Annotated in this window: 23 protein-coding genes; 2 read left to right on the top strand and 21 right to left on the bottom strand. The window is 73.4% G+C overall.

Annotated features, from left to right (window positions below; genetic code table 11):
• Positions 1-79 precede the first annotated feature (79 nt).
• The 10 genes from ABT034_RS26615 to ABT034_RS26570 form a co-directional block, all read right to left on the bottom strand.
• On the bottom strand, positions 80-274 hold the full coding sequence (locus tag ABT034_RS26615) for a hypothetical protein (protein WP_351219440.1): 195 nt from the start codon (positions 272-274) through the stop codon (positions 80-82).
• Between the two features lie 113 nt (positions 275-387).
• The gene (locus tag ABT034_RS26610; protein WP_351219438.1) at positions 388-1,053 is read right to left on the bottom strand and encodes an ABC transporter ATP-binding protein; all 666 of its coding nucleotides are present in this window, start codon (positions 1,051-1,053) and stop codon (positions 388-390) included.
• Positions 1,046-2,023 (bottom strand): ABC transporter ATP-binding protein, encoded by a 978-nt coding sequence (locus ABT034_RS26605; RefSeq protein ID WP_351219452.1) that lies wholly within the window; start codon positions 2,021-2,023, stop codon positions 1,046-1,048. The genes ABT034_RS26610 and ABT034_RS26605 overlap by 8 nt, the downstream gene beginning before the upstream one ends.
• Before the next feature lie 20 nt (positions 2,024-2,043).
• Positions 2,044-2,880 (bottom strand): ABC transporter permease, encoded by an 837-nt coding sequence (locus ABT034_RS26600; protein WP_351219436.1) that lies wholly within the window; start codon positions 2,878-2,880, stop codon positions 2,044-2,046.
• Positions 2,873-3,865: an ABC transporter permease gene (locus ABT034_RS26595; RefSeq protein ID WP_351219434.1), complete on the bottom strand. Its 993-nt coding sequence runs from the start codon at positions 3,863-3,865 to the stop codon at positions 2,873-2,875. Before ABT034_RS26595 ends, ABT034_RS26600 begins: the two co-directional genes overlap by 8 nt.
• Complete coding sequence (locus ABT034_RS26590; RefSeq protein ID WP_351219432.1) at positions 3,862-5,478, bottom strand: ABC transporter substrate-binding protein; 1,617 nt, start codon at positions 5,476-5,478, stop codon at positions 3,862-3,864. Before ABT034_RS26590 ends, ABT034_RS26595 begins: the two co-directional genes overlap by 4 nt.
• Positions 5,479-5,565: 87 nt before the next feature.
• Positions 5,566-6,681, bottom strand: a complete 1,116-nt coding sequence (locus ABT034_RS26585) for an acyl-CoA dehydrogenase family protein (RefSeq protein ID WP_351219430.1) — start codon at positions 6,679-6,681, stop codon at positions 5,566-5,568.
• Positions 6,678-7,862, bottom strand: coding sequence for an acyl-CoA dehydrogenase family protein (locus ABT034_RS26580; protein ID WP_351219428.1), 1,185 nt, complete (start codon positions 7,860-7,862; stop codon positions 6,678-6,680). The genes ABT034_RS26585 and ABT034_RS26580 overlap by 4 nt, the downstream gene beginning before the upstream one ends.
• Complete coding sequence (locus ABT034_RS26575) at positions 7,859-8,827, bottom strand: NADPH:quinone oxidoreductase family protein (protein ID WP_351219426.1); 969 nt, start codon at positions 8,825-8,827, stop codon at positions 7,859-7,861. The genes ABT034_RS26580 and ABT034_RS26575 overlap by 4 nt, the downstream gene beginning before the upstream one ends.
• A gap of 81 nt (positions 8,828-8,908) precedes the next feature.
• Positions 8,909-9,499 (bottom strand): helix-turn-helix domain-containing protein, encoded by a 591-nt coding sequence (locus tag ABT034_RS26570; protein ID WP_351219424.1) that lies wholly within the window; start codon positions 9,497-9,499, stop codon positions 8,909-8,911.
• 67 nt (positions 9,500-9,566) lie between these two features.
• On the opposite strand from ABT034_RS26570, the gene ABT034_RS26565 reads away from it, so the two are divergent.
• Complete coding sequence (locus ABT034_RS26565; protein WP_351219422.1) at positions 9,567-10,532, top strand: NAD(P)/FAD-dependent oxidoreductase; 966 nt, start codon at positions 9,567-9,569, stop codon at positions 10,530-10,532.
• A 150-nt stretch (positions 10,533-10,682) separates the two neighbouring features.
• Positions 10,683-11,462 (top strand): VOC family protein, encoded by a 780-nt coding sequence (locus ABT034_RS26560; RefSeq protein ID WP_351219420.1) that lies wholly within the window; start codon positions 10,683-10,685, stop codon positions 11,460-11,462.
• Positions 11,463-11,484: 22 nt separating this feature from the next.
• Here the strand turns inward: ABT034_RS26560 and ABT034_RS26555 are convergent, their stop codons facing one another.
• From ABT034_RS26555 to nadE, 11 genes are all read right to left on the bottom strand, one after another.
• Positions 11,485-12,072: a hypothetical protein gene (locus ABT034_RS26555; RefSeq protein WP_351219418.1), complete on the bottom strand. Its 588-nt coding sequence runs from the start codon at positions 12,070-12,072 to the stop codon at positions 11,485-11,487.
• Positions 12,073-12,112: 40 nt separating this feature from the next.
• A complete protein-coding gene (locus ABT034_RS26550; protein ID WP_351219416.1) occupies positions 12,113-12,865 on the bottom strand; it encodes a PIG-L deacetylase family protein in 753 nt (250 codons plus the stop codon).
• Entirely contained in the window at positions 12,862-13,794 is a 933-nt protein-coding gene (locus ABT034_RS26545) for an SIS domain-containing protein (protein ID WP_351219414.1), read from the bottom strand. Before ABT034_RS26545 ends, ABT034_RS26550 begins: the two co-directional genes overlap by 4 nt.
• A gap of 77 nt (positions 13,795-13,871) precedes the next feature.
• A complete protein-coding gene (locus tag ABT034_RS26540) occupies positions 13,872-15,008 on the bottom strand; it encodes a GntR family transcriptional regulator (protein ID WP_351219412.1) in 1,137 nt (378 codons plus the stop codon).
• Between the two features lie 68 nt (positions 15,009-15,076).
• Complete coding sequence (locus tag ABT034_RS26535) at positions 15,077-16,384, bottom strand: alpha/beta fold hydrolase (protein ID WP_351219410.1); 1,308 nt, start codon at positions 16,382-16,384, stop codon at positions 15,077-15,079.
• Between the two features lie 79 nt (positions 16,385-16,463).
• Positions 16,464-17,924, bottom strand: a complete 1,461-nt coding sequence (locus ABT034_RS26530) for a cellulase family glycosylhydrolase (protein WP_351219408.1) — start codon at positions 17,922-17,924, stop codon at positions 16,464-16,466.
• Positions 17,925-18,119: 195 nt separating this feature from the next.
• Positions 18,120-19,070 carry an ABC transporter substrate-binding protein gene (locus ABT034_RS26525; protein WP_502973060.1) on the bottom strand — a complete coding sequence of 317 codons (951 nt, stop codon included), beginning with the start codon at positions 19,068-19,070 and terminating at the stop codon, positions 18,120-18,122.
• Positions 19,067-19,741, bottom strand: coding sequence for an ABC transporter permease (locus ABT034_RS26520; RefSeq protein ID WP_351219406.1), 675 nt, complete (start codon positions 19,739-19,741; stop codon positions 19,067-19,069). The genes ABT034_RS26525 and ABT034_RS26520 overlap by 4 nt, the downstream gene beginning before the upstream one ends.
• Entirely contained in the window at positions 19,738-20,418 is a 681-nt protein-coding gene (locus ABT034_RS26515) for an ABC transporter permease (RefSeq protein WP_351219404.1), read from the bottom strand. The genes ABT034_RS26520 and ABT034_RS26515 overlap by 4 nt, the downstream gene beginning before the upstream one ends.
• A gap of 82 nt (positions 20,419-20,500) precedes the next feature.
• Positions 20,501-20,887, bottom strand: coding sequence for a VOC family protein (locus ABT034_RS26510; RefSeq protein ID WP_351219402.1), 387 nt, complete (start codon positions 20,885-20,887; stop codon positions 20,501-20,503).
• 98 nt (positions 20,888-20,985) lie between these two features.
• A complete protein-coding gene (gene nadE / locus ABT034_RS26505; protein ID WP_351219400.1) occupies positions 20,986-21,816 on the bottom strand; it encodes an NAD(+) synthase in 831 nt (276 codons plus the stop codon).
• Positions 21,817-21,838 lie beyond the last annotated feature (22 nt).

The raw sequence follows: 21,838 nt of genomic DNA, 5'->3' as shown, positions 1-21,838 counted from the left end.
GCCGTCGCCTCGTACGAGCGGGCGGCCCAGGCGCTCGCGGCGGCCGGGACCGGTCCCGGGGCGGCTTCGGCGTACAGGCTCACGGTCTGAGGTGGGAGACGACGTCGGCGGTGGCGGCGACGCCGTTGTGGATGGTGGGCGCCATGCTGGTGCCGGCGAGGAAGAAGCCGAGCAGTGCGCAGACGAGGGCGTGCGAGACCTTGAGCCCGCCGCTCCGCAGGAAGATCACGGCCAGGACCAGCAGCAGCACCACGACAGAAATGGAAACGGCCATCGCTCTCACGTCCTTCTTGCGCCGCACCGGAATTGCGGCGTTCGGCGGACAGTGTGGCGGAATGCGCGGTCCGTCCGGGCGTATGGCGGGGCGGCCATACGGGTGAGATGTGGTCAGGACGTGGCGGGCAGGCAGTCCTTCCACTCCACCGTGCGGTCGCACCAGCGGTTCAGGAGGACGCGGTCGTGGCCGACGGCGAGGAGGCCGGCGCCGGCGCCGGCGCGGTAGGTCTCGACGGCGGCGACGAGGGCGGCCGTGGTGGAGGCGTCGAGCATCGCGGTCATCTCGTCGCAGATCAACCAGCGGGGGCGCAGGGTCAACGCGCGGGCGAGGCAGGCGCGTTGGAGCTGGCCGTCGCTGACCTCGTGGGGGCGGCGGGTGAGCAGGTCGCCGGTGAGTCCGACGGCGGGTGCGAGTTCGGCGACCCGGTCGGCGGCCTCGGTGCGGCGGCCGGTGGCGCACAGGGGTTCGGCGATCAGCTCGGCCAGGGTGAGGCGGGGGTCGGCGGCGGTGCGGGGCTGCTGGAAGACGACGCCGACGGCGGTGCGGAGCTCGCGCGGGGCGCGGTGGCGCCAGGCCCTGACCTCGGTGCCGTCGAGGACGAGACGGCCCGCGTCCGGGCGGTGGAGGAGGGCGGCGACGCGGGCGAGGGTGGACTTGCCGCAGCCGCTGGGGCCGAGGAGTCCGACGGACTCGCCGGGGGCGACGGTGAGCGAGGCGCCCCGGAAGACGGGGGCGCGGCGGGCGTATCCGGCGGTGACGGTGTCGAGTTCAAGCACGGGGGTGCTCCGGGTGGTGGCAGGCCACGCCGGCGGTGGACGCGGGCGAGGTGGCGCAGAGTGCGGTGGCACGGGGGCAGCGGGGGGCGAAGGCGCAACCCTCGGGCAGCGCGGAGAGTTCGGGGGGCATGCCCGGGATCGGGGTGAACGCCCGGTCGGGAAGGGCGTCGAGGAGTCCGCGGGCGTAGGGGTGACGGGGTCCCGCGGGGCCGAAGAAACGGTGGGCGGGGGCGATCTCCACGATGCGGCCCGCGTACATGACGGCGACGCGGTCGGCGATGCGTTCGGCGGCGGCGAGGTCGTGGGTGATGAGGAGCAGGCCGCGGCCGTCGTCGGCGTGGCGCCGGAGTTCGTCGACGGTGCGGTCGACGAGGTCGCGGTCGAGGCCGGTGGTGGGTTCGTCGGCGAGCAGCAGGGGGGCGCCGCCGATGAGGGCGAGGGCGGTGGCGGCACGCTGAGCGAGGCCGCCGGAGAGTTCGTGGGGGTACCGGTCGAGGTGGTCGGCGGGGAAGGCGGTCCGTTCGGCGGCGTCCTCCGCGGCCTTCCTGCGGGCGCGGCGGGAGGTGCCGGTGAGGGCGCGGACGGTCTCCTCCAGCTGGGACCGTACGGTGCGGACGGGGGTGAGGTGGGCGGCGGGGCTCTGCGGTACGAGGCCGACGCGGCGGCCCCGTACGGTGCGGGCGAGGGTCTTCTCGCCGGCGGCGAGCAGGTCGGTGCCGTCGGTCACCGCGGTACCGGACGTCTCGGCGTTGCCGGGGAGGAGCCCGAGGAGGGCGGAGGCGAGGACGGACTTGCCGCAGCCGCTCTCGCCGACGAGGGCGAGGCACTCCCCCGCCGCGAGGTCGAAGTCGGCGCCGGTGACGGCGGCGACGGACCGGCCGCCGCTCAGCCGGAAGCGGACGGTGAGGTCGCGGACGCTGAGGACGGCGTCCTCGGCCCGTTCGGCGGTGACGGCCTCAAGGGCGCGCAGGACCGTGCGGTCGGTGGCGTTCACAGCATCAGCTCCGATCGGCGGCGCGGGTTGAGCCGGTCCCGCCACACTCCTGCGAGGCCTGCGATGGCGAGGGTCGGGACGATGAGGAGGAGGCCGGGGAAGAGGGTGGGCCACCAGTCCCCGGCGAGCAGCGAGGAGCGCGCGTTCTGCACGAGGTTGCCGAGGCTGGCCTGGTGGCTGGGCAGGCCGAGGCCGAGGAAGGACAGCGCGGACTCGTGCCACATGGCGTGGGGGACCATCAGGACCGCGGCGAGTCCGGCCTGCGGCAGGACGGCGGGCAGCAGGTGGCGGACGGCGACGCGCCACCGTGAGGCGCCGCCGGAGACGGCGGCGTCGACGAAGGGCCGGGTGCGCAGGGAGAGGACCTCGGAGCGCACGATGCGGGCGGTGGAGAGCCAGTGGGTGACGGCGACGGAGACGATCACGGGCCAGACGCCGGGCCGGAACAGGGCGACGACGAAGATGCCGAGCAGCAGGTGCGGGACGGAGGAGAAGGCGTCGACGAGCCGCATGAGGCAGCGGTCGGTCCAGCCGCCGAGGGCGCCGGCGGCCGCTCCGACGGCGGTGCCGACGACGGTGGCGACGAGCGCGGCGACGAGTCCGACGAGGAGCGAGATCCGCAGGCCGTAGACGCAGCGCAGCAGGAGGTCGCGGCCGAGGTCGTCGGTGCCGAAGGGGTGGTCGAGGGACGGCGGGAGGAGCTTGCGGGAGAGGTCGACGGCCTGTTCGTCGAGCTGGACGAGCGGCGGCACGAGCAGCACGGCGAGGAGGACGGCGCCGACGATCAGGGCGGAGCTCCAGAGCCGCAGGCGGTGCGTGCGCGGGTCAGCCATCGAAGCCCACCCTCGGGTCGGCGAGGCCGTACAGCAGGTCCGAGAGGAGGTTGCCGAGGAGGACGGCGGCGGTGGCGAGGACGGTCAGTGCGGCGAGCAGGGGGAAGTCCACGGAGGTGGCGGCCTGGACGGTGGCGGCGGCGATGCCGGGCCAGCTGAAGACGGTCTCCACGAGCAGCGCGCCGGTGATGAGCTCGGGGACGCGGGAGCCGACGAGGGTGAGCATGGGCAGCATTCCGGAGCGGAGGGCGTGGCCGGTGAGGACGGTGCGTTCGCTGAGGCCGCGGGCGCGGGCGCCGCGCACGGGGTCCTCGTCGAGGGCGTCGCCGACGCCCTGGCGGACGTACAGGAAGAACCAGGGCAGCTGGGAGATGCCGAGGACGAGCGCGGGCAGCACGAGGTGGCGGGCGACCTGGTCGAAGGTGACGGTGTCGCTCGCCGTGTCGGTGAGCCCGCCGGCCGGCAGGACGCCGAGCTTCAGGGCGAAGAACCAGATGGCGAGGAGGCCGAGCCAGAAGGAGGGCGCGGCTTCCAGGGTGTACGCGGCGGAGCTGACGGCCCGGTCGAGGAGGCCGCCGCGGCGGCGGCCCGCGAGGACGCCGAGGAGGGTGCCGAGGGCGATGGCGACGAGGAAGGCGGTGACGGCGAGGAGGACGGACCAACCGAGGCGTTCCCCGATGACCTCGGCGACGGGGCGGCGCATGACGGAGGAGTCGCCGAGGTCGCCGCTGAGGGCGGCGGTGAGCCACTCCCACCAGCGGGTGAGGAGGGGCCGGTCGACGCCGAGGTTGGCGCGGAGCTGGTCGAGGTTCTCCTGCGAGGCGGTGAGCCCGGCGGTGCCCGCGTAGGCCTTGACGGGGTCGAAGGGGGAGGCTGCCGCGACGGCGAACACCGCGAGGGTGACGGCGAGGAGGACGGGGACGGCGGCGAGGAGCCGCCGTCCCGTCATCCGGGCCATGGCCCCCCAGGGGAGGCGGCGCTTCACTTCTTCGTGTCTCCGGCGTTCTTGGGCTTCCAGCTCTCGATGTTCCACCAGGGGCCGGCGGCGAGGCCGTGGTCGTGCGGCTCGACCTGGGTGCTCAGGCCGTCCCAGGAGTCGTTCACGACGTAGAGGTGGTCGATGTGGGTGAGGAAGGTGTAGCCGGGGTTCTTCACGAGTTCCCGCTGGACGGTGTCGTACGCGGCACGCCGCTTGGCGGGGTCGTCGGTGCGGCGGCCGTCCTCCAGGGCGCGGTCGACGGTCTTGTTGTCGTACCAGGCCATGTTGTTGAAGCCGTCACCGCCGAGGGTGGACTTCAGGAGCAGGTACTGGTCGAAGTCGGGGTCGCCGGGCGAGCCGCCGCCGGCGAGGACGGCGTCGGTCTTCATCCGGGGCTCGATGACCTCCCAGGTGCCGGCCTGGGCGGTGATGTCGATGCCGGCCTTCTTGGCGTCGGAGACGTACGCGAGGGCGTGGTCCTGGCGCAGCTTGTCGCCGGAGAGGTACCAGAGCGGGAAGGCGGCGCGGACGCCGTTCCTGACGCGGATGCCGTCGGGGCCTGTCTTCCAGCCGGCCTCGTCGAGGATCTTCTGGGCGCCCGCGAGGTCGTGGCGGCGCTCGGTGCCCCGGGTGAACCAGGGGCTGTCGGTGGGCACGGGGCCGTAGGCGGGCTTTCCGGCCCCTTCGAGGATCTTGTCGACCATCGTCCGGCGGTCGACGGCGATGTCGAGGGCGCGGCGGACGGCCGTGTCGCCGGTCACCCGGTGGTGGGTGGGGAGGGTGACCGTGCGGTAGTCGTAGGTCTTGGCGGCCCAGGTCTTCTTCGCCTTGTCGCCCTTGAAGCCGGCGGCGAGGTTGGGCGGCAGGATCGCGCCGTCGAGGTCGCCGGCGCGCAGCCGGGTGGCGCGGACGTCGTCGTCCTTGATGATCGCCATGGTGAACTTCTTCACCGGCGGCGCGCCGTTCCAGTACGTCGGGTTGGCCTTGAAGCTGAGCTTCTCGCCCTTGGACCAGCCGGTGAGCACGTACGGGCCGGTGCCGATCGGCTTCGTGGTGAAGGCGCCGGTGTTGACGTCCTGCTTCGCCGCGACGTGCTCGGGGGCGATGGCGTGGACGGTGCGCTCGGCGAAGGGCGCGTAGGGGTACTTGAGCCGGAAGACGACGGTGTCGTCGCCGACCGCCTCGACGCTCTTGAGGGCGTCGAGCTCGGTGCGGGAGGGGTTGTTCGTCTTCGGGTCGAGGATCGTCCGGTAGGTGAAGACGACGTCCTTCGCCGTGAAGGGGGCACCGTCGCTGAAGGTGACCCCGTCGCGGAGGGTGTACGTGTAGGTGAGGCCCCCGTCGCTGATGTGGGGCAGCTCGGCGGCGAGCGCCGGCTTCAGCTTCATGTCTCCGTCGAAGGCGAGGAGCCCGTCGAAGATCTTGGAGTTGCCGTCCTTGCCGTAGCCGAGGAGGGGGCTGAGGGTCTCGGGCTCGTAGGCGATGCCGACGACCGCGGAATCCTTGGGTCCGCCGGAGCCTCCGGCGGTGGAGCCGGGGTTCGTGCAGGCCGCCGCGGTGAGGGCGACGGCCCCCGCGAGTGTCGCGGCGGCCGTGCCGCGGAGGGATCGGGCGGTCATCGTGTCCACACCTCTTAGAAGATCAACTGTTATTGCGAACAGCTTGCAATTAAACAGTATGTAAAGGGGTGCGAACACGGGGGCCCCTTACAAGGGCGGCTCCAGGCCGACGAGGGCCGCGATCGCGTCCTGATACCGGCCCGCCGCCCCCAGGGCGATCTGGTCGGACTTGGCCCGCTTCAGCGCCAGGTGGGCGGGGTGCTCCCAGGTCATCCCGATCCCGCCGTGGAGCTGGACGCACTCCTCGGCGGCCCGGACGGCCACCTTGGAGGAGTACGCCTGCGCGACGGCGACGATCAGCGGGGCGTCGGCGCTGCCGGTGGCGAGGGCGTCCGCGGCCGCCCTGGCCGCCGCCCTGGCGCCGACGAGGTCGAGCCAGAGCTGGGCCATGCGGTGCTTGAGGGCCTGGAAGGAGCCGACCGGCCGGTTGAACTGGTGGCGCTCGCGGGTGTAACGGACGGTCTCCTCCAGGCACCACTCGGCGAGGCCGAGCTGCTCGGAGGCGAGGAGGCCTGCGCCCGCGAGAAGGCCGCGCCGGACCGCCGCGCGGGCCGCCTCCGGGTCGGCGAGCCGGGTGCCGCTCCCGGTCGGGGTGCTGACCCGGGCCAGGGGGCGGGTGAGGTCGAGCGGGGTCTGCGACTCGACCGTCGCCTCCGCGGCCCGGACCGCGTACAGACCGTCGGCGCGGGGGACGAGGAACACGTCGGCGGCGATGGCGTCGGCGACGCCGGGGATCGCGGCGGTGGAGGCGGGCTCCGCGTCGGGTGCCGTCGACAGCGGTACGGCGAGGACCGCGACCGTGCGGCCGCTCGCGAGGTCCGCGAGCAGCCCCGCCGCCGCGTCGCTCTCCCCCGCGAGGGCGAGCAGGGTCTCCGTGGCCACCACGGCGCTGGTGAGGTACGGCAGCGGGGTCACCGCGCGGCCGAGCTCCTCCAGGACGACGGCGGCCTCGCGGTGGCTCGCGCCCTGGCCGCCGAGCTTCTCGGGGACGAGGAGGCCCGCGGCGCCGATGTCGGCGGCGAGGGACTTCCACAGGCCGGGGACGTACGGACGGTCCGTCTCGATCCGGCCGAGGAGGGTCTGGTGGCCGGCCCGGTCGGTGAGCAGGGCGCGGACGGCGGCGCGCAGGTCGTCCTCGGTCTCGGAGTAGAGGAGGTCGAGCGGCTGCTCCGCCGTGTCCATGGGTTCCGTCACGTCGGTCATCGGGCGAGGTCCTTCCAGGCGACGTCCTTGTCGTTGCGGGGCTCGGGCGGCAGGCCCAGGACCCGCTCGGCGACGATGTTGAGCAGCACCTCGCTGGTGCCGCCCTCGATCGAGTTGCCCTTGGACCGCAGATAGCGGTAACCGGCGTCACGGCCGGTGAAGTCCACGAGGTCGGGGCGGCGCATCTCCCACTCCCCGTACAACAGCCCTTCGTCGCCGAGGAGTTCCACCTCCAGACCGCTGATGGCCTGGTTGAGGCGGGCGAAGGCCAGCTTCATCGCGCTGCCCTCGGGTCCCGGCCTGCCCGCGACGAGCTGCTGCCGGAGCCGCTCCCCCGCGAGCCTGGCCACCTCGGCGTAGACCCAGTGGTCGAGGAGGCGCCGGTGCAGGTCGTGGGTGCGCAGCTCGGGCCGCTCGCGCCAGGTCGTGGCGAGCTTGCCGATCATGCCGCCCTCGCGGGGGATACGGGCTCCGCCGATGGAGACCCGCTCGTTCATGAGGGTGGTCTGGGCGACCCGCCAGCCGTCGCCGACCTCGCCGAGCCGGTGGGCGTCGGGGATGCGGACGCCGGTGAGGAACACCTCGTTGAACTCGGCCTCGCCGGTGATCTGACGCAGCGGCCTGACCTCCACGCCGGGGTCCGTCATGTCGCAGACGAAGTAGGTGATGCCCCGGTGCTTGGGCGCGTCCGGGTCGGTGCGGGCGATGAGGATGGCCCAGCGGGCGGTGTGCGCGCTGGACGTCCACACCTTCTGCCCGTCCACGATCCAGTCCCCGCCGTCGTCCCGGACGGCGCGGGTCGCGAGCGCGGCCAGGTCGGAGCCCGCGCCGGGCTCGCTGAAGAGCTGGCACCACACCTCCTCTCCGACCCAGAGCGGGCGGAGGAAGCGCTGCTTGACCTCGTCGGAGCCGTGGGCGAGGACGGTGGGGGCGGCCATGCCGAGGCCGATGCCGATCTTGCGCGGGTCGTTGTCGGGGGCGCCCGCGGCGGCGAGTTCGGCGTCGACGACGGCCTGGAGCGCGCGGGGCGCGTCGAGTCCGCCGAGGCCGACCGGGTAGTGGACCCAGGCGAGTCCGGCGTCGAAGCGGGCGCGCAGGAAGTCGGTGCGGTCGGCGGTGGCGGGCGGGTACTCCTCCAGCAACTTCTCGGTGAGTACGCGGAGTTCCTCGGCCGTGGTCATGCGCGGACTCCTTCCGGGAGGACGACGAGTCGGCCCGTGGTGGTGCCGTCGGCGACGCGCTGGACGGCGTCGGCCGCGGCGGCGAAGGGGACGCGTTCACCGATGAGCGGCTTGATCAGGCCCTTGGCGGCGTAGGCCGTGAGGGTCTCGTGGCAGCGCCCGATGGAGGCCGGGTCCTTGGCCGCGTACAGGCCCCAGTGGAGGCCGAGGAGCGAGTAGTTCTTCACCAGGGCGTGGTTGAGGGCGGGAGCGGGGACGGTGCCGCTCGCGAAGCCGACGACGACGATCCGCCCCTCGAAGGCGACGCACTTCGCGGACTGCTGGTAGGCCTCGCCGCCCACGGGGTCGTAGATCACGTCCGCGCCGCGGCCGCCGGTGGCGGCCTTGACGGCGGCGACGACGTCCTCGGAGCGGCGGTCGACGACCACGTCGCAGCCGAGCGCCCGGGCGACGGCGGCCTTCTCCGGTCCGCCGACGACGCCGATGACGGTGGCGCCGGCCGCCTTGCCGAGCTGGACGGCCGCGCTGCCGACGCCGCCGGCCGCCGCGTGGACGAGGAGGGTCTCGCCCTCCTGGAGGGCGGCGCGGCGGTGCAGGCCGAACCAGCCGGTCTGGTAGCCGATGTGGAGGGCTGCGGCCTCGGCGTCGTCGAGCGACTCGGGGGCGGGCAGCAACCCGGCCGCGTCGGCGAGCACGTAGTCGGCGAAGCCGCCGTGCGGGAGGGCGGCCGTGGTGAGGACCCTGCGGCCGTCCTCGGTCTCGGCGCAGACCTCCACGCCGGGGGTGAAGGGCAGCGGGGGCCGCACCTGGTAGTGGCCGCGGCAGAGCAGCGCGTCGGGGAAGTTGACGTTCGCGGCACGGACCTTGAGCAGGACCTGGCCTTCGCCGGGCGTGGGCGGTGCCACCTCCTCGCGGCGCATCACCGCGCCCGGTTCCCCGTTCTCGTACACACGCCATGCCTGCATCCGGAAGCCTCCTCCATACCGAGCGGTCGGTGGCATACTAAGCGGTCGCTTGTCACCGGGGGAACCCCCGAGGGCGCCGAGTCAGCCGGACTTCTTCGGGCGGGCCCGTACGTGCATCCGCTCGCCCTGCGGGCCGAAGAGGCTCAGGAACTCCACCGGCCCGTCGTCCGTCGGCCCGAACCAGTGCGGGACGCGGGTGTCGAACTCGGCCGCCTCGCCGGCCCCGAGGACGACGTCGTGCTCACCGAGCACGAGCCGGAGCTTCCCCGACAGGACGTACAGCCACTCGTAGCCCTCGTGGACACGGGGCTCCGGCGGCTCCGTCGTCTTCTCCTGGATCACCTTGTACGCCTGGAGGCCGCCGGGCTGCCGGGTCAGGGGGAACATCGTGCGGCCGTGGCGCACGATCGGCTTGGCGCGGATCCGGGGGTCGCCCGTCGCCGGGGCGCCGACCAGCTCGTCGAGCGGGACCTGGTGGGCGCGGGCGAGCGGCAGGAGCAGTTCGAGGCTGGGCCTGCGCTGCCCGGACTCCAGCCGGGACAGGGTGCTCACGGAGATGCCGGTGGCGGCGGAGAGCTCGGCCAGGGTCACCCCGCGGTCACGGCGGACACGGCGGAGGCGGGGGCCGACCTCGTTCAGGACTTCGTCGATGCGGTCGTCTTCGTTCGTCATGCGTCCAGTGTTGCAGAATCGGCAAGTTTGCTTGCCGGTTCCAGCGGATCGGCGCGACTCTCGTGCCATGGACACACACCTGGACAACAGCACGCACGCGTACGAAGCGGTGGTGGTCGGCGGGGGCGCGGCCGGGCTCAGCGCCGCCCTGATCCTCGGCCGCTCCCTGCGCCGGACCCTGGTCGTCGATGCCGGGAAGCCGCGCAACGCCCCCGCCGCGCACATGCAGGGCGTCCTGTCGCGGGACGGCATGAGCCCGGCGGACTTCCTGGCGGCCGGGCGGGCCGAGATCGCCGGGTACGGGGTCGAGTGGCGGGCCGGCGAGGTCACGGACGCGGCGCCGGACGGGCGGGGCGGCTTCGCCCTCGCCCTGGCGGACGGGGACACGGTCGCCGCGCGGCGGCTCGTCGTCACCACCGGGCTCGTCGACGAGCTGCCCGCGATCGACGGGCTCGCCGAGCGGTGGGGGCGGGACGTGCTGCACTGCCCGTTCTGCCACGGCTGGGAGGTCCGCGACCAGGCCTTCGGGGTGATCGCCCACCCGGCGATGCCGGCCCACCAGGCGCTGATGGTCTCGCACTGGTCGAAGGACGTGACGCTCTTCCTCCACACGGTGGGCGAGCTGCCGGAGCACGAAGCGGCCCTCCTCGACGCGGCGGGCGTCCGGGTCGAGCGGGGCGAGGTGGCGGGGCTCGTGGTGGAGGACGACCGGCTGACGGGAGTACGGCTCGCCCGTGGCGGAACCGTGGCCCGTTCGGTGCTGTTCGCCGGGGCGCCGCGGCTCGCGGCCCGCGACGGGGTGCTGCGGCGGCTCGGCGCGGAGCTGCGCGCCACCCCGTTCGGGGAGTTCGTGGTGGTGGACGAGACGGGCCGGACGAACGTCCCAGGCGTGTGGGCGGCGGGGAACGTGACGGGGCCGACGGAGCAGGTGGTCAACGCGGTCAGCGGAGGCTACCGGGCGGGCGCCGCGCTCCACGGCGAGCTGCTCTTCGCCGACCTGGAGGCGAAGGCGGCCGGTCGGCCGGTCGGATGAACCCCGGCGGCTGGGGCTGCGCCGCTCGGACCGAGGCACGAGGATCGGTCAGGGTGGCCGAAAGCCGGAGGACCGGTCGTACGGCTCCGGCGGCTCGTACGACTCCCCCGGCGGCCCCGGCCACAGAAGACGGAAGGACAGGACACCTCCATGCTCGGTACGCAGTTCACCAAGGGTTCTCCCAACTGGCTCGATCTCGGCAGTCCCGACACGGAGGTGGCTGCCGCGTTCTACGGCGCCGTCCTCGGCTGGGAGTTCCGCTCGGCGGGGCCCGACGCCGGGGGCTACGGCTTCTTCCAGCAGGAGGGCCGCACGGTCGCCGCACTGGGCCCGCTCACCGAGGAGGGCGCGCGCAGCGCCTGGACCGTGTACTTCCAGACCCCGGACGCGGACGCCACCCAGAAGGCGGCCGAAGAGGCGGGCGGCACCGTGCGCCTCCCGGCCTTCGACGTCATGGACGCGGGGCGCATGGCCGCCCTCACCGACCCGGCCGGCGCCCGATTCGCGATCTGGCAGCCCGGCACCGTCCAGGGCCTCGACCGGACCTCGTCGACCAACACCCTCGTCTGGGCGGAGCTGCACGTCCCCGACCCGGAGTCCGTCCTCGGCTTCTACCGGGCCCTGTTCGACTGGCGGTGGGCGGCGATGGAGGCGCCCGGCATGACGTACCGGGTGATCTCCACCGCCGAGGGCGACCAGGAGGACGCCTCTTTCGGCGGCGCCGCCGAACTCCAGGACGCGAGTGAGAACCCGCGCTGGATCCCGTACTTCGCGGTCGAGGACCCCGACGCGATGGCCACCTCCACCCAGGGCAACGGCGGCTCGGTCCTGATGCCCCCGGCCGACATCCCGGACGTCGGCCGCATCGCCTGGCTTGCCGACCCCTTCGGCGCCCCCTTCGCGGTCCTGAAGCCGGCACCGATGGGCTGAGGGGCCCGCGCCCGGTCCCGCGTCAGAGGCCGCGCGAGCGCGCGCGCAGCCGCTGTGCGCCGAGCAGAAGGGTGTCCCAGCCCATGGTCTCGGGGACGGGAAGCAGCTCCGCGATCTCCCGGTCCCCGTGGTGCACGAGGAGCAGGTTGCCCTTGACCGTCGACAGTCGGACCTCGGACCAGGGATGGCTCCACAGCAGGTCGGTCCCCTCCCAGAACTGGAGGTTCCGGTCGGTCATGCGCAGATGGAAACGGCCGACGTCGGACGGCCGGGTCGGACGTCCGTCCACCACGGGTGGACGGACGTCGTACTGGCTCAGCGTGGTCTCGCCCCGGCCGAGCGCCGCGTCGCGGACTCCCTCCGTACGCCCGGCCGTGGCACCCAGCCACACGCCGACCGCGCCGGAGAGGGCGACCGCTGCGACGCCCGCCGTCCCGAGGTGGTCGAAGAGCCAGCCGATCTCGAAGGTGGCGGCTGCCAGGAACGGGGCGGGCGCGCCGAAAAGCCCGCCGATGCATGCGCCCGTCACCGTCCGCCGGCGAATCCGTCGACGCTTCTCGGTCTCCGTGATCGTCAGCTTCATGACGTTCCGCGAACCCGTGTACGACATCCGCCCCCCTGCGACCGTTCCCGACCGTCCCCGACCGACTTTATCGAGCGAAGAGTTCGAACGTCACCGCCGGGCGGTTGCCGAAGCGGCCGGCGGCGCTGTGCGTCGTCATGGTGAGGAAGTCGCGGACGTACGACTCCGGGTCCTCGTCCGTCAGGGCCTCGATGTAGGCGCGGTGGCAGAGGAGGGAGCGGATCGCACGGTCCAGGCCCGGGGTCGCGTCGACGGCGTGGGTGGGGGTGCTGGAGGCGGCGACCGCGACCCAGCGCACGCCGTTCCAGGGCTCCAGGTCCTGGTCGGCGAGCTCGGGGAAGATCCAGCGGTTTCCGGCGTCGGCCGCCGCGTCGAGCGTGGCGCGGCCGACGGCCAGGTGGTCGGGGGTGTTCCAGGGGGCGCCGGGGCCGCCGCCCCAGGTGTCGCGGTGGTTGAGGGTGACGACGAGCTCCGGGCGGTGGCGGCGGATCGCGGCGGCGATGTCGCGGCGCAGGCCGAGGCCGTACTCGATCACCCCGTCGTGGTGGTCGAGGAACTCGACCGTGTCCACGCCGACGACGGCGGCGCTGTCCCGCTGCTCCCGCTCGCGCAGCGGACCGCAGACGTCCGGGGCGAGGGTGTCGATCCCGGCCTCGCCGCGGGTGGCGAGGACGTAGACGACCTCCTTGCCCGCGTCCGTCCAGGCGGCGACGGCGGCCGCGCAGCCGTACTCCAGGTCGTCGGGGTGGGCGACGACGGCAAGCGCGCGCTGCCAGTCGTCGGGCATCTCCGCGAGGTCCGTGACATCGGTTCCGGTCATGATCGCAGGATACGGGCCGCCTCCGAGGCCGTCGGGCGGAACGCTCCGGAGAGGATCACCGAGCGCGAGACGTTCCGGGGCCGGTCGGGGTTGAGGCCGCGCCGGTCCGCGAGGGCGACCGCGAGCCGCTGGGCGCGGACGAGCGCGGCGACCGGGTCGATCGCGTCGGCGGCGAACAGGGCGCCGGTGGACTCCACTTCGTCCCCGAGCCCCGAGGGCGCGGGCCCGAGGCACCAGACCAGGCTGGACCTGTCGCTGATGCTGATGGGGCCGTGGCGGTACTCCATCGCCGCGTACGACTCCGTCCAGGCGCGGGCGACCTCCCGCAGTTTGAGCGCGGCCTCGTCGGCGAGTCCGACGGTCCAGCCGGTGCCGAGGAAGGTGAACTGGCCGCGCCGCTCCCAGGCGGCGGGCAGCCGCTCGTACAGGACGAGTTCGGCGTCGGCGATCGAGGGTCCGAGGTCCTCGCCGAGCCCGGCGCGCAGGAGTTGCAGGGCCGTCGTCGCGAACCGGGTGCGCACGAGAGCGCGTTCGTCGGCGAAGCCGAGGTCGACGGTCTCGTCGGCCAGCTGCCCGGCGGGGCTTCCGGGCCGGCCGGTGAGGACGAGCGTCGGGACGCTGCCCGCCGCGCGGGCGAGCAGGTGCACGACCTCCGTCGTGGCGCCGGAGCGGGTGAGGGCCACGATCCGGTCGTAGCCACGGCTGAGCGGTGTGGCATCGGAGGCGGGGAAGGCGTCGGTCTCGCCGGCGCCGAGGGACTCGCGCAGCGCCGCGTAGGCGCGGGCGATGAAGTACGAGGTGCCGCAGCCGACCACCGCCACGCGCTCGCCGTCCGCCGGGAGTCGGCCGGCCTGGCGGTCGGCGGTCTCGGCGGCGCGGCGCCAGCAGTCGGGCTGGCCGGCGATCTCCGCGCTGACGTGGGTGCTCATGTCCGGTTCCTCTCCTCGCGGGGTCCGGACCGAGTTCTACCGGCAGTGGAGAGGAGCACACCATGAGCAATGGCCCCTCATCTCTTGGACTTTCGCGCGCCGCTCGTGTCGCGCCCGCCGCCGCAGGAGGCCCGGACGACGAGCCGGGGGCGGAGTTGGACCTGGTGCAGCGGGGCGGCGTCGCCCTCGGCGAGACGCCGGAGCAGGAGTTGCGCGGCGAGTCGGCCGAGCTGGTACTTGGGCGGTGAGACGGCCGTCAGCGGGGTCTCGGCGACGTCGGCGAACTCGTTGTCGTAGCTGATCAGGGCGAGGTCGTCCGGGACCCGCAGCCCGGCGCGGCGGGCCGCAGCGAGCATCAGCGCTGCCTCGCGGTCGCCGAAGCAGAGCGCGGCGGTGACGCCGGCCTGCCTGAGCGCGGCGAGCGCCCGGTCGGCGCGGTCGTGGTCCCAGCGGGCCATGACGTCCCGCTCGTACGCCGGAACCCTTGGCAACCCGAGGTCGGTGAGGGCGCGGGCGAAGCCGGACTCGATGGGGGCGGTGGTGGGCGCGTCGGTGCGGGCGACGAGGCCGAGGCGCTCGTGGCCGAGGGCGCGCAGATGGCGTACCGCGTCGTAGGCGCCGCCCTCGTGGTCGGTGCAGACGTGTTCGGTGGGGTCGCCGGGGCCGTGGGCGGTGAGCCGGCGCTCGACGAGGACGGCGGGGACGGGTAGGGCGAGGAGTTCCTCGGCGCGGCGGCCGGGGTCGGTGGCGGTGTGGAGGCTGGGGACGAGGAGGAGGCCGTGGACACCCGCCGAGAGGAGGCGGGCGACGGCGGCGTCCTCCTCGTCGGGGTCGTAGTGGGAGCAGGCGAGGACGAGCCGGGCCCCGGCCGCCGCGAGTTCCTTCTCGATGCCCTGGAGGACGCGCGGGTAGTAGAAGGTGGTGTCGGGGACGAGGACGCCGACGATCCGCTGCCCGGTGGCGTCCCGTTCGGGCCGGTGGGCGGCGAAGGTGCCCGCGCCCTGGCGGCGTTCGACGAGGCCGAGGGCGACGAGGTCCTCGTAGGCGCGGCGGACGGTCGTCACCGAGAGGCCCGTCTCGGTGGCGAGGGCGCGCTCGGTGGGCAGTTTGCTGCCGGGCGGCCAGGTGCCGTCGAGGATGCCGCGCCGCAGCTCGGCCATGAGGGCCCGGAACTTCAGCTCCCGGCCGGACGCCGGTGTCTCGTGTGCCGTCATCCGGGCCCCTTCGCGCTCGCGGCGCACCCCGGCTGGTCGAGGGCGCGCCGCATCCTACGCGGGAGTCCTCAGATCTCGCCCCGGCCGAGGGCGAGCAGGCGGTCGAGCACGCGCGGCCCGCCGGCGCGTACGCCGTCGTGCTCGAACTCGTCGGTCACCCAGGTCCGCAGGCCGCGTACCGTGCGGGCGGTTTCGAGGGAGTGGGCGGTGTCCACGTACATGTCGTCGTGGTAGACGGCGGCGGCGACCGGGACCTGGTTGGCGGCGAGGCGCTCGGGGTCGTAGAGCGGGGTCCAGTCGGTGCGGGCGGCGAGCAGTTCCGCGGTCTCGCGGAGGGGGCGCAGGGCGGGGTCGGTGGTGAAGTGCCAGGGGTGGACGGTCTCGCCGGTGAAGAGGAACGGTTCGCCGTCGGCGAGGGCGGCGCGGGCGTCGAACTCGGGGTGCTCGGCGCGGACGCGTTCGGCGGCCCAGTCGGTGGGGCCCTGCCCCTGGGCGTAGATGGCCTCGTGGAGGACGGCGTACAGCGGGTGTCCGGCGTACGACAGCTGGGCCTGGACCTGCTCCAGGAAGGCGTCGGCGAGCGCGGGTCCGCCGGGGGTGGGGACGAAGGCGCCTTCGAGGAGCAGATGGAGCTGGTGGGTGCCGTCGCCGGAGCCGAGGAGGATGCCGAGAGACTGGAAGGCCTCGGGGGTGAGGACGCCGCCGCCGGGGAGGGTGACCTCGTGGTCGAGGAGGTGGGCCGCGATGGCACGGGCCCGTTCGGCGTCCTGCGGGTAGCGGGCGAAGTGGGCCTCGTTCTTGCGCCGGATGCGGGGGTAGGCGGCGCGGTAGACCTCGTCGGCGGTGGCGTACAGGGAGGGCAGACCGCCGGTGATCAGGACCCGCTCCAGGCCTTCGGGAGCGGTGGAGAGGTAGTGGACGGCGCAGAAGCCGCCGAAGCTCTGGCCGAGGACGGTCCAGGGGGCGCCGCCGGTGAGCCGGCGCCTGATCAGCTCGCAGTCCTTGACGATGGAGTCGGCGCGGAAGTGGCTGAGGTAGTCCGCCTGCTCGGCCGGGGTGCCCCGGAGCGGCAGGGTCTGGCGGTTGGCGGGGGTGGAGCGGCCGGTGCCCCGCTGGTCGAGGAGGAGGACGCGGAACTCCTGGACGGCCCGGCCGAGCCAGGCCTGCGGGCCGATGAAGCGGCGGGCGCCGAAGCCGGGCCCGCCCTCCAGGTAGACCAGCCAGGGGAGCCGCTCCCGGTCGGCGCCCTCCTTGCCGCTCGCGACGACCTCACGGCCGAAGACCTCGATGCGCTCGCCGTCGGGGCGGGAGTGGTCGAGGGGGACGGGGAAGCGGTGGTCGGTGAGGACGAGTCCCGGCTGCCGGTAGGTGGTCACGCTGTTCCTGCTCCTGTTCGGTACGCCCCCGTCGAGGACAGTGGATCACACGGCGGGGGCGTACCGGGGTCGGACGGGGTCAGGAGGTGGGGAAGTCGTCCGCGGTCCTGACGCGGTCCCGGATCCAGACGCCGGCGGGCTTCAGGGAGCCGGTGCCGGCCCAGGGGCCGCCGGCGTCGCAGGTGCCCGTCTTGAAGACGGCCCCGCTGCGGTGGTCGTCGGAGAAGTTCCAGTTGACCCAGCTGATCTTCTTGGCGGCCATGAGGTCGAGGTACTTCTGCGTCATGGCGAAGTCGTTCGTGCCCTCACCGGCGTAGTCCTGGGTGCCGAACTCGGTGACGAAGACGGGCAGCTTGTCGGCGGCGCGGGAGAGGGTGTCCAGGTACTCGTCCCGGTGCGAGGAGGCGTAGAAGTGGAAGGTGTACATGATGTTGGCGGCGTTCACCGGGTTGGACACGACCTCGGACTCGTTCGCGCCCTCGGAGACGCCGAACGAGGACCACGCGCGCGTGCCGACGAGGATCGGGGTCTCGGCGTCCTTGGCGCGGATGACCGGGATGAGCTGCTCGGCGTAGCTCTTGATCCGGGACCAGGCGACGCCGCTGGGCTCGTTGGCGATCTCGTAGAGCAGGTTGGTCTTGGCGCCGTGGCGCTGGGTGATCTCGGTGAAGAAGGTCTTGGCGAGGGCGAGGTTGGCGTTCGGGTCGCCCGGGTCGAGCATGTGCCAGTCGACGATCACGTACATGCCGCGTGCGGTGGCCTGCTCGATGAGGGAGTGGGCGAGGTCGGTGTACTTGCGCGGGTCGGTCTCGTAGCCCTCCTCCTGGACGTAGGTGGAGACGCGCAGGACGTCGGCGTTCCAGTCCTTGGCGAGGGCGTCGAGCGAGCCGTTGGTCAGGCACTGGGCGTACCACTGGGTGCCGTGGCTGGACATGCCCCGCAGTTGGATCGGCTTGCCGTAGCGGTTGCAGAGCTTGGTGCCGCAGACCTTGAGCTGGCCGTTGACGGCGGCGGGGGTGGTACCGGTGGGCGGCGGGGTGGTGGCGGTGTCGACGGTGAGGTGGTCGACGTTGGGGCCGCCGTTGGCGGTGGTGGCGGTGGCGCGGACGGTGTTGGCGCCGGCCTTGAGGGTGGTGGTGACGGTGGTGGTGGCCCAGCTGCTCCAGGCGCCGGTGCCGGCGAAGGCCTTGCCGGAGGCGGCCGTGGCGCCGTTGACGGCGATGTCCATGGGGCGGTTGGTGGTGGTGCCGTTGGCGTAGCGCAGGGTGAGCGTCGCGGGGCCCGCCTGGGCCGCGTTGACGTTCCACTGGACGTAACTGCCGGTGGCGTTGTCGTAGTTGACGAAGCCGTTGCCGGTGAATCCGGTGTGGTTGGACTCGACGAGGCCTCGGGAGACGGTGGCCGTCTCGGCCTCGTGGGTGACGGGGGCGGCGCTCGCGGTGGGTGGCGCGGTGGCGAGGCCGAGGAGCAGGGCGCCGAGGGCGGTTCCGGCGACGCCGAGGCGGCGGAGGCGGGGGCGTACGGTTCGTGCCGAAGTCATGGGGGTCTCCACGGAACGACGAACGAGGGGACGGGGGTGAGGAGTTGGATGATCAGACTGGAAGGAAACTTTCCTAACGGATGAATAGCAGGGCCGGGAACCGTCTCGCAAGGGTCATGACAAGAGACGCTGTTCAGCGGGCTGACGGCGCGTCCGCGGGAGCCCGGGGCACGCTCGGTGCGCGTCCGTCCGTGCCTACCGCCCGACGAGGCCCCGGTCGACGAGGTAGTTCCGGGCCACGTCCTCCGGGAGGCGCCGCCAGCTGTCCACCTGTTCGTTGAGGTGCGCCAGATCGGCCGTGGTCAGGACCGTGTTGAGGCGGGCGAGCGCCCCGGTGACGTCCTCGCTCCCGGCACGGGCGCGGTTCACGACGGGCACGATGTTGTCGGCGTTCTGCAAATGCTTGTCGTCGGCGAGCAGGACGAGCCCGAAGTCGTCGAGCGTGGCATCGGTGGTCGTCGTGAGCACCAGCTGGTCCTGGCCGTTCTGGACGGCCTGCTTGGCCGGGGTGGTGCCGACGCCCTTGGGGTCGACGGCGGTCACGTCGATGCCGTAGACCTCCTTCAGACCGGGCGCGCAGTACGGCCGCCGGACGCATTCGTCCCCGGCCGCGAGCCGGACGGGGAGGCCGGTGGCGCCGAGGTCGCTCAGCGTCTTGAGCCGGTGCTCGGCGGCGAAGTCGGCGGTCACGGCGAAGGCGTTCTGGTCGACGGCGCGGCCCGCGTCGAGGACGGTGAGCCCGCGCGGACCGGCGAGCGCGCGGAGCGCGGTCATGGTCGCGGCCAGGTCGGGCGAGCCGACGGTCGGCGCGTCCGCCCCGTTGACCTTGGCGTTCAGCCAGTCCGCGAAGGTCGCCGCGTACTCCGGTACGACATCGATCTGGCCCCGCTCCAGGGCGGGTTCGTACAGCTCGCGGTTGGTGACGGACAGGATCTTCGTACGGTATCCGGCCTCCTGGAGCAGCAGGGAGTACATCTGGGCGAGCAGGTCGCTCTCGGTGAACCCGGCCGAGCCGACGGTCAGCCGGCGGCTGTCGCCGGGCGCGGCCGTGACCGCGTCCCTGTCCTCCAGGGAGGGGCCCGCGGCGCAACCGGCGACGCACAGGAGGAGGCAGCAGGCGGGCAGCAGGACGTACGGCCGCCTCACGCGCCGCTCCCCCGCGCCCCGCCGGGCCCGAGGCGCCGGACGGCCTCGAAGACCCCTTCCACGAGGAGCGCGAGCACCGCGACGAGACAGGCGCCGGCGACGACCTGCGGGGTGGAGGCGAGGTTGAACCCGGCGGTGATGATCCGGCCGAGCCCGCCCCCGCCGGCGAGGGCGGCCACGGTGGCGGTGGCGACGAGCTGGACGGCCGCGATCCGTACGCCGGTGAGGACCAGGGGCAGCGCGAGCGGCAGTTCGACCCGGGCGAGCGTCTGGCCGCCCGTCATGCCCATGCCCCGGGCGGCCCGTACGACGTCGGGGTCGACGCCCCGGATCCCCACGTACGCGTTGGTGAGCAGCGGGGGCACGGCGAACAGGACGAGGGCGATGATCGTCGGCCAGTCGCCGTACGAGCCGATCGGGCTGAGCAGCAGCAGAACGAGGACCGCGAAGGTGGGGACGGCCCGGCCGGCGTTGGAGACGTTCACGGCGAGCGCGCCGCCCTTGCCGAGGTGCCCGAGGAGGAGGGCGACCGGCAGGGCGAGCGCACAGCTGATGACCAGGGAGACGACGGTGAGGAAGAGGTGCTCGCCGAGCCGGTGCCACACGCCGTTCTCGCCGGACCAGTGCGCGGCGGTGGTCAGCCAGGACCAGGTGTCGGAGACGGTGGTCATGCGGCCTGCCCCCGGGTCCAGGGGGTGAGCAGCCGCTGGGCGCCGAGGAGGAGCAGGTCGGCGGCGACGGCGATGAGGACGCAGAGCACGGAGGCGGTGAGGACCTGGGCCTTGAAGTAGGTGTTCATCCCGGTGTAGATGAGGTTCCCGAGGCCGCCGTGGCCGACGATCGCGCCGATCGTGACGAGGGAGACGGCGGAGACGGCGGCGATCCTCAGCCCGGCCATGGCGGCGGGCAGGGCGAGCGGCAGCTCGACGGCGAGGAGGAGACGGACAGGCCCGTACCCGAGGCCGCGCGCCGCCTCCCGCGTCTCCTCGGGGACGGCGCGGAGCCCGGCGAGGATGTTCCGTACGAGGAGGGTGAGGGAGTACAGGACGAGACCGGCCACGACCAGGGCGGCGGACAGGCCGTACACGGGCAGGAGCAGCGAGAACATCGCCAGCGCCGGGATCGTGTACAGAAGCGTGGTGACCCCGAGGACCGGGCCCGCCGCCCAACGCCAGCGGCGTGCGGCGACCGCGAGCGGCAGGGCGACGAGCAGGCCGAGGGCGACGGAGACGCCGGTCAGCTGGAGGTGCTGGACGACGGCGTCGGTGAGGATCTCGCGCCGGGTGGACAGATAGGCGCCGCAGATCCACTCGTTGCGGGCGAGGCAGTCGTCGGGCGGCGCGATCACCCTCCCATTCGAGGCGGTACGGGGCTGCCGCGCACCTGGACCGGTCCGTTCGGGGGCGGGCTGGAGCCTGGTCCCGTGGGGGTCAGCTCTCCTGGAGCACCGACAGGACGTTGCCCGCAGGGTCCGTGAACCAGGCGATGGCCGGTCCGCCGTCGACCCGCATGATGCCCTTGTCGTCGGCCTCGAAGCCGGGGTAGCGCTCCAGGGTCACTCCGCGCCCGGTCAGCTCGTCGACGGCCCGGTCGATGTCGCCGACCTCGAAGTTGAGGATCGTGAAGGTGGCGGGGGTGTGATCGTCCTTGGGGTAGACGAAGATCCGGGTCCCGCCGGCCAGGGTGAGGAACAGCATCCGCATGTCCCCCTCCCCCTCCTCCTCCACCGCCAGGCCGAGGGTCTCGCCGTAGAAGCGCCGGGCGGCGTCGAGGTCGTCGACCGAGAAGCCGCTGAATGCCGAGGTCTCGCCGAACATGACGTGCTCCCTTCCGGGGGCCTGTTTCGAGGCACCCCTTCCAGGATCCGCCGACCTGCCGGAGTCCGCCGCCCGGCCCCGTACCCGCCCGGGAGCGATCAGGGCGCGATCGGCAGCTGCCGCTTGTGCTCGGTGAGCTCGTAGCGGCGGACGATCGCGTCGAAGGCGGCCCCGGAGACCGGCTTGCCCTCCAGGAAGTCGTCGATGTCGTCGTACGTGACACCGAGCGCGTCCTCGTCGGGCTTGCCCGGGTCCAGGGTCTCCAGGTCGGCCGTGGGGACCTTCCACACGAGCCCGTCCGGAGCGCCCAGCTCGGCAGCCACCGCGCGGACGCGCCGCTTGGTCAGACCGGTCAGCGGGACGACGTCGGCGGCGCCGTCGCCGAACTTGGTGAAGAAGCCGGAGACGGCCTCGGCGGCGTGGTCGGTGCCGACGACGAGACCGTTGTGGGCGCCGGCGACCGCGTACTGGGCGATCATCCGCTGGCGTGCCTTGATGTTGCCCTGCACGAAGTCCTGGTGGTGGTCGTCGCGGAAGGTGACGTCACCGGCGAGGCAGGCCTCGAGGGCCGCGTCGCTGGCCGCCTTGACGTCCACGGTGAGGACCTGGTCGGCCTTGATGAAGCCGAGGGCGGTCTGCGCGTCCTTCTCGTCGGCCTGGACGCCGTACGGCAGGCGCATCGCGTAGAAGACGGCGTCGTGGCCGGCGGCGCGGGCCCGCTCCACCGCGAGCTGGCAGAGCCGGCCGGCGGTCGTGGAGTCCACGCCACCGCTGATGCCGAGCACGAGGCAACGCAGACCGGTGGAGGTGAGGCGCTCGGTGAGGAAGGCCACCCGGCGCTCGATCTCCGCCCGCGGGTCGAAGGTCTCGGAGACCTGGAGGTCCCGGGCGATCTGCTGCTGGAGGGCGGTGGACGCCGGGTCGGTCACGGAGGTCTCCTCGTCAGGGTCG

Source organism: Streptomyces sp. NPDC002773, from assembly GCF_040295605.1.
In the GTDB taxonomy this organism is placed as follows: Bacteria; Actinomycetota; Actinomycetes; order Streptomycetales; family Streptomycetaceae; genus Streptomyces.
Note: the sequence above shows the minus strand (reverse complement) of the source record. Positions and strands in the feature narration are given on the sequence as shown.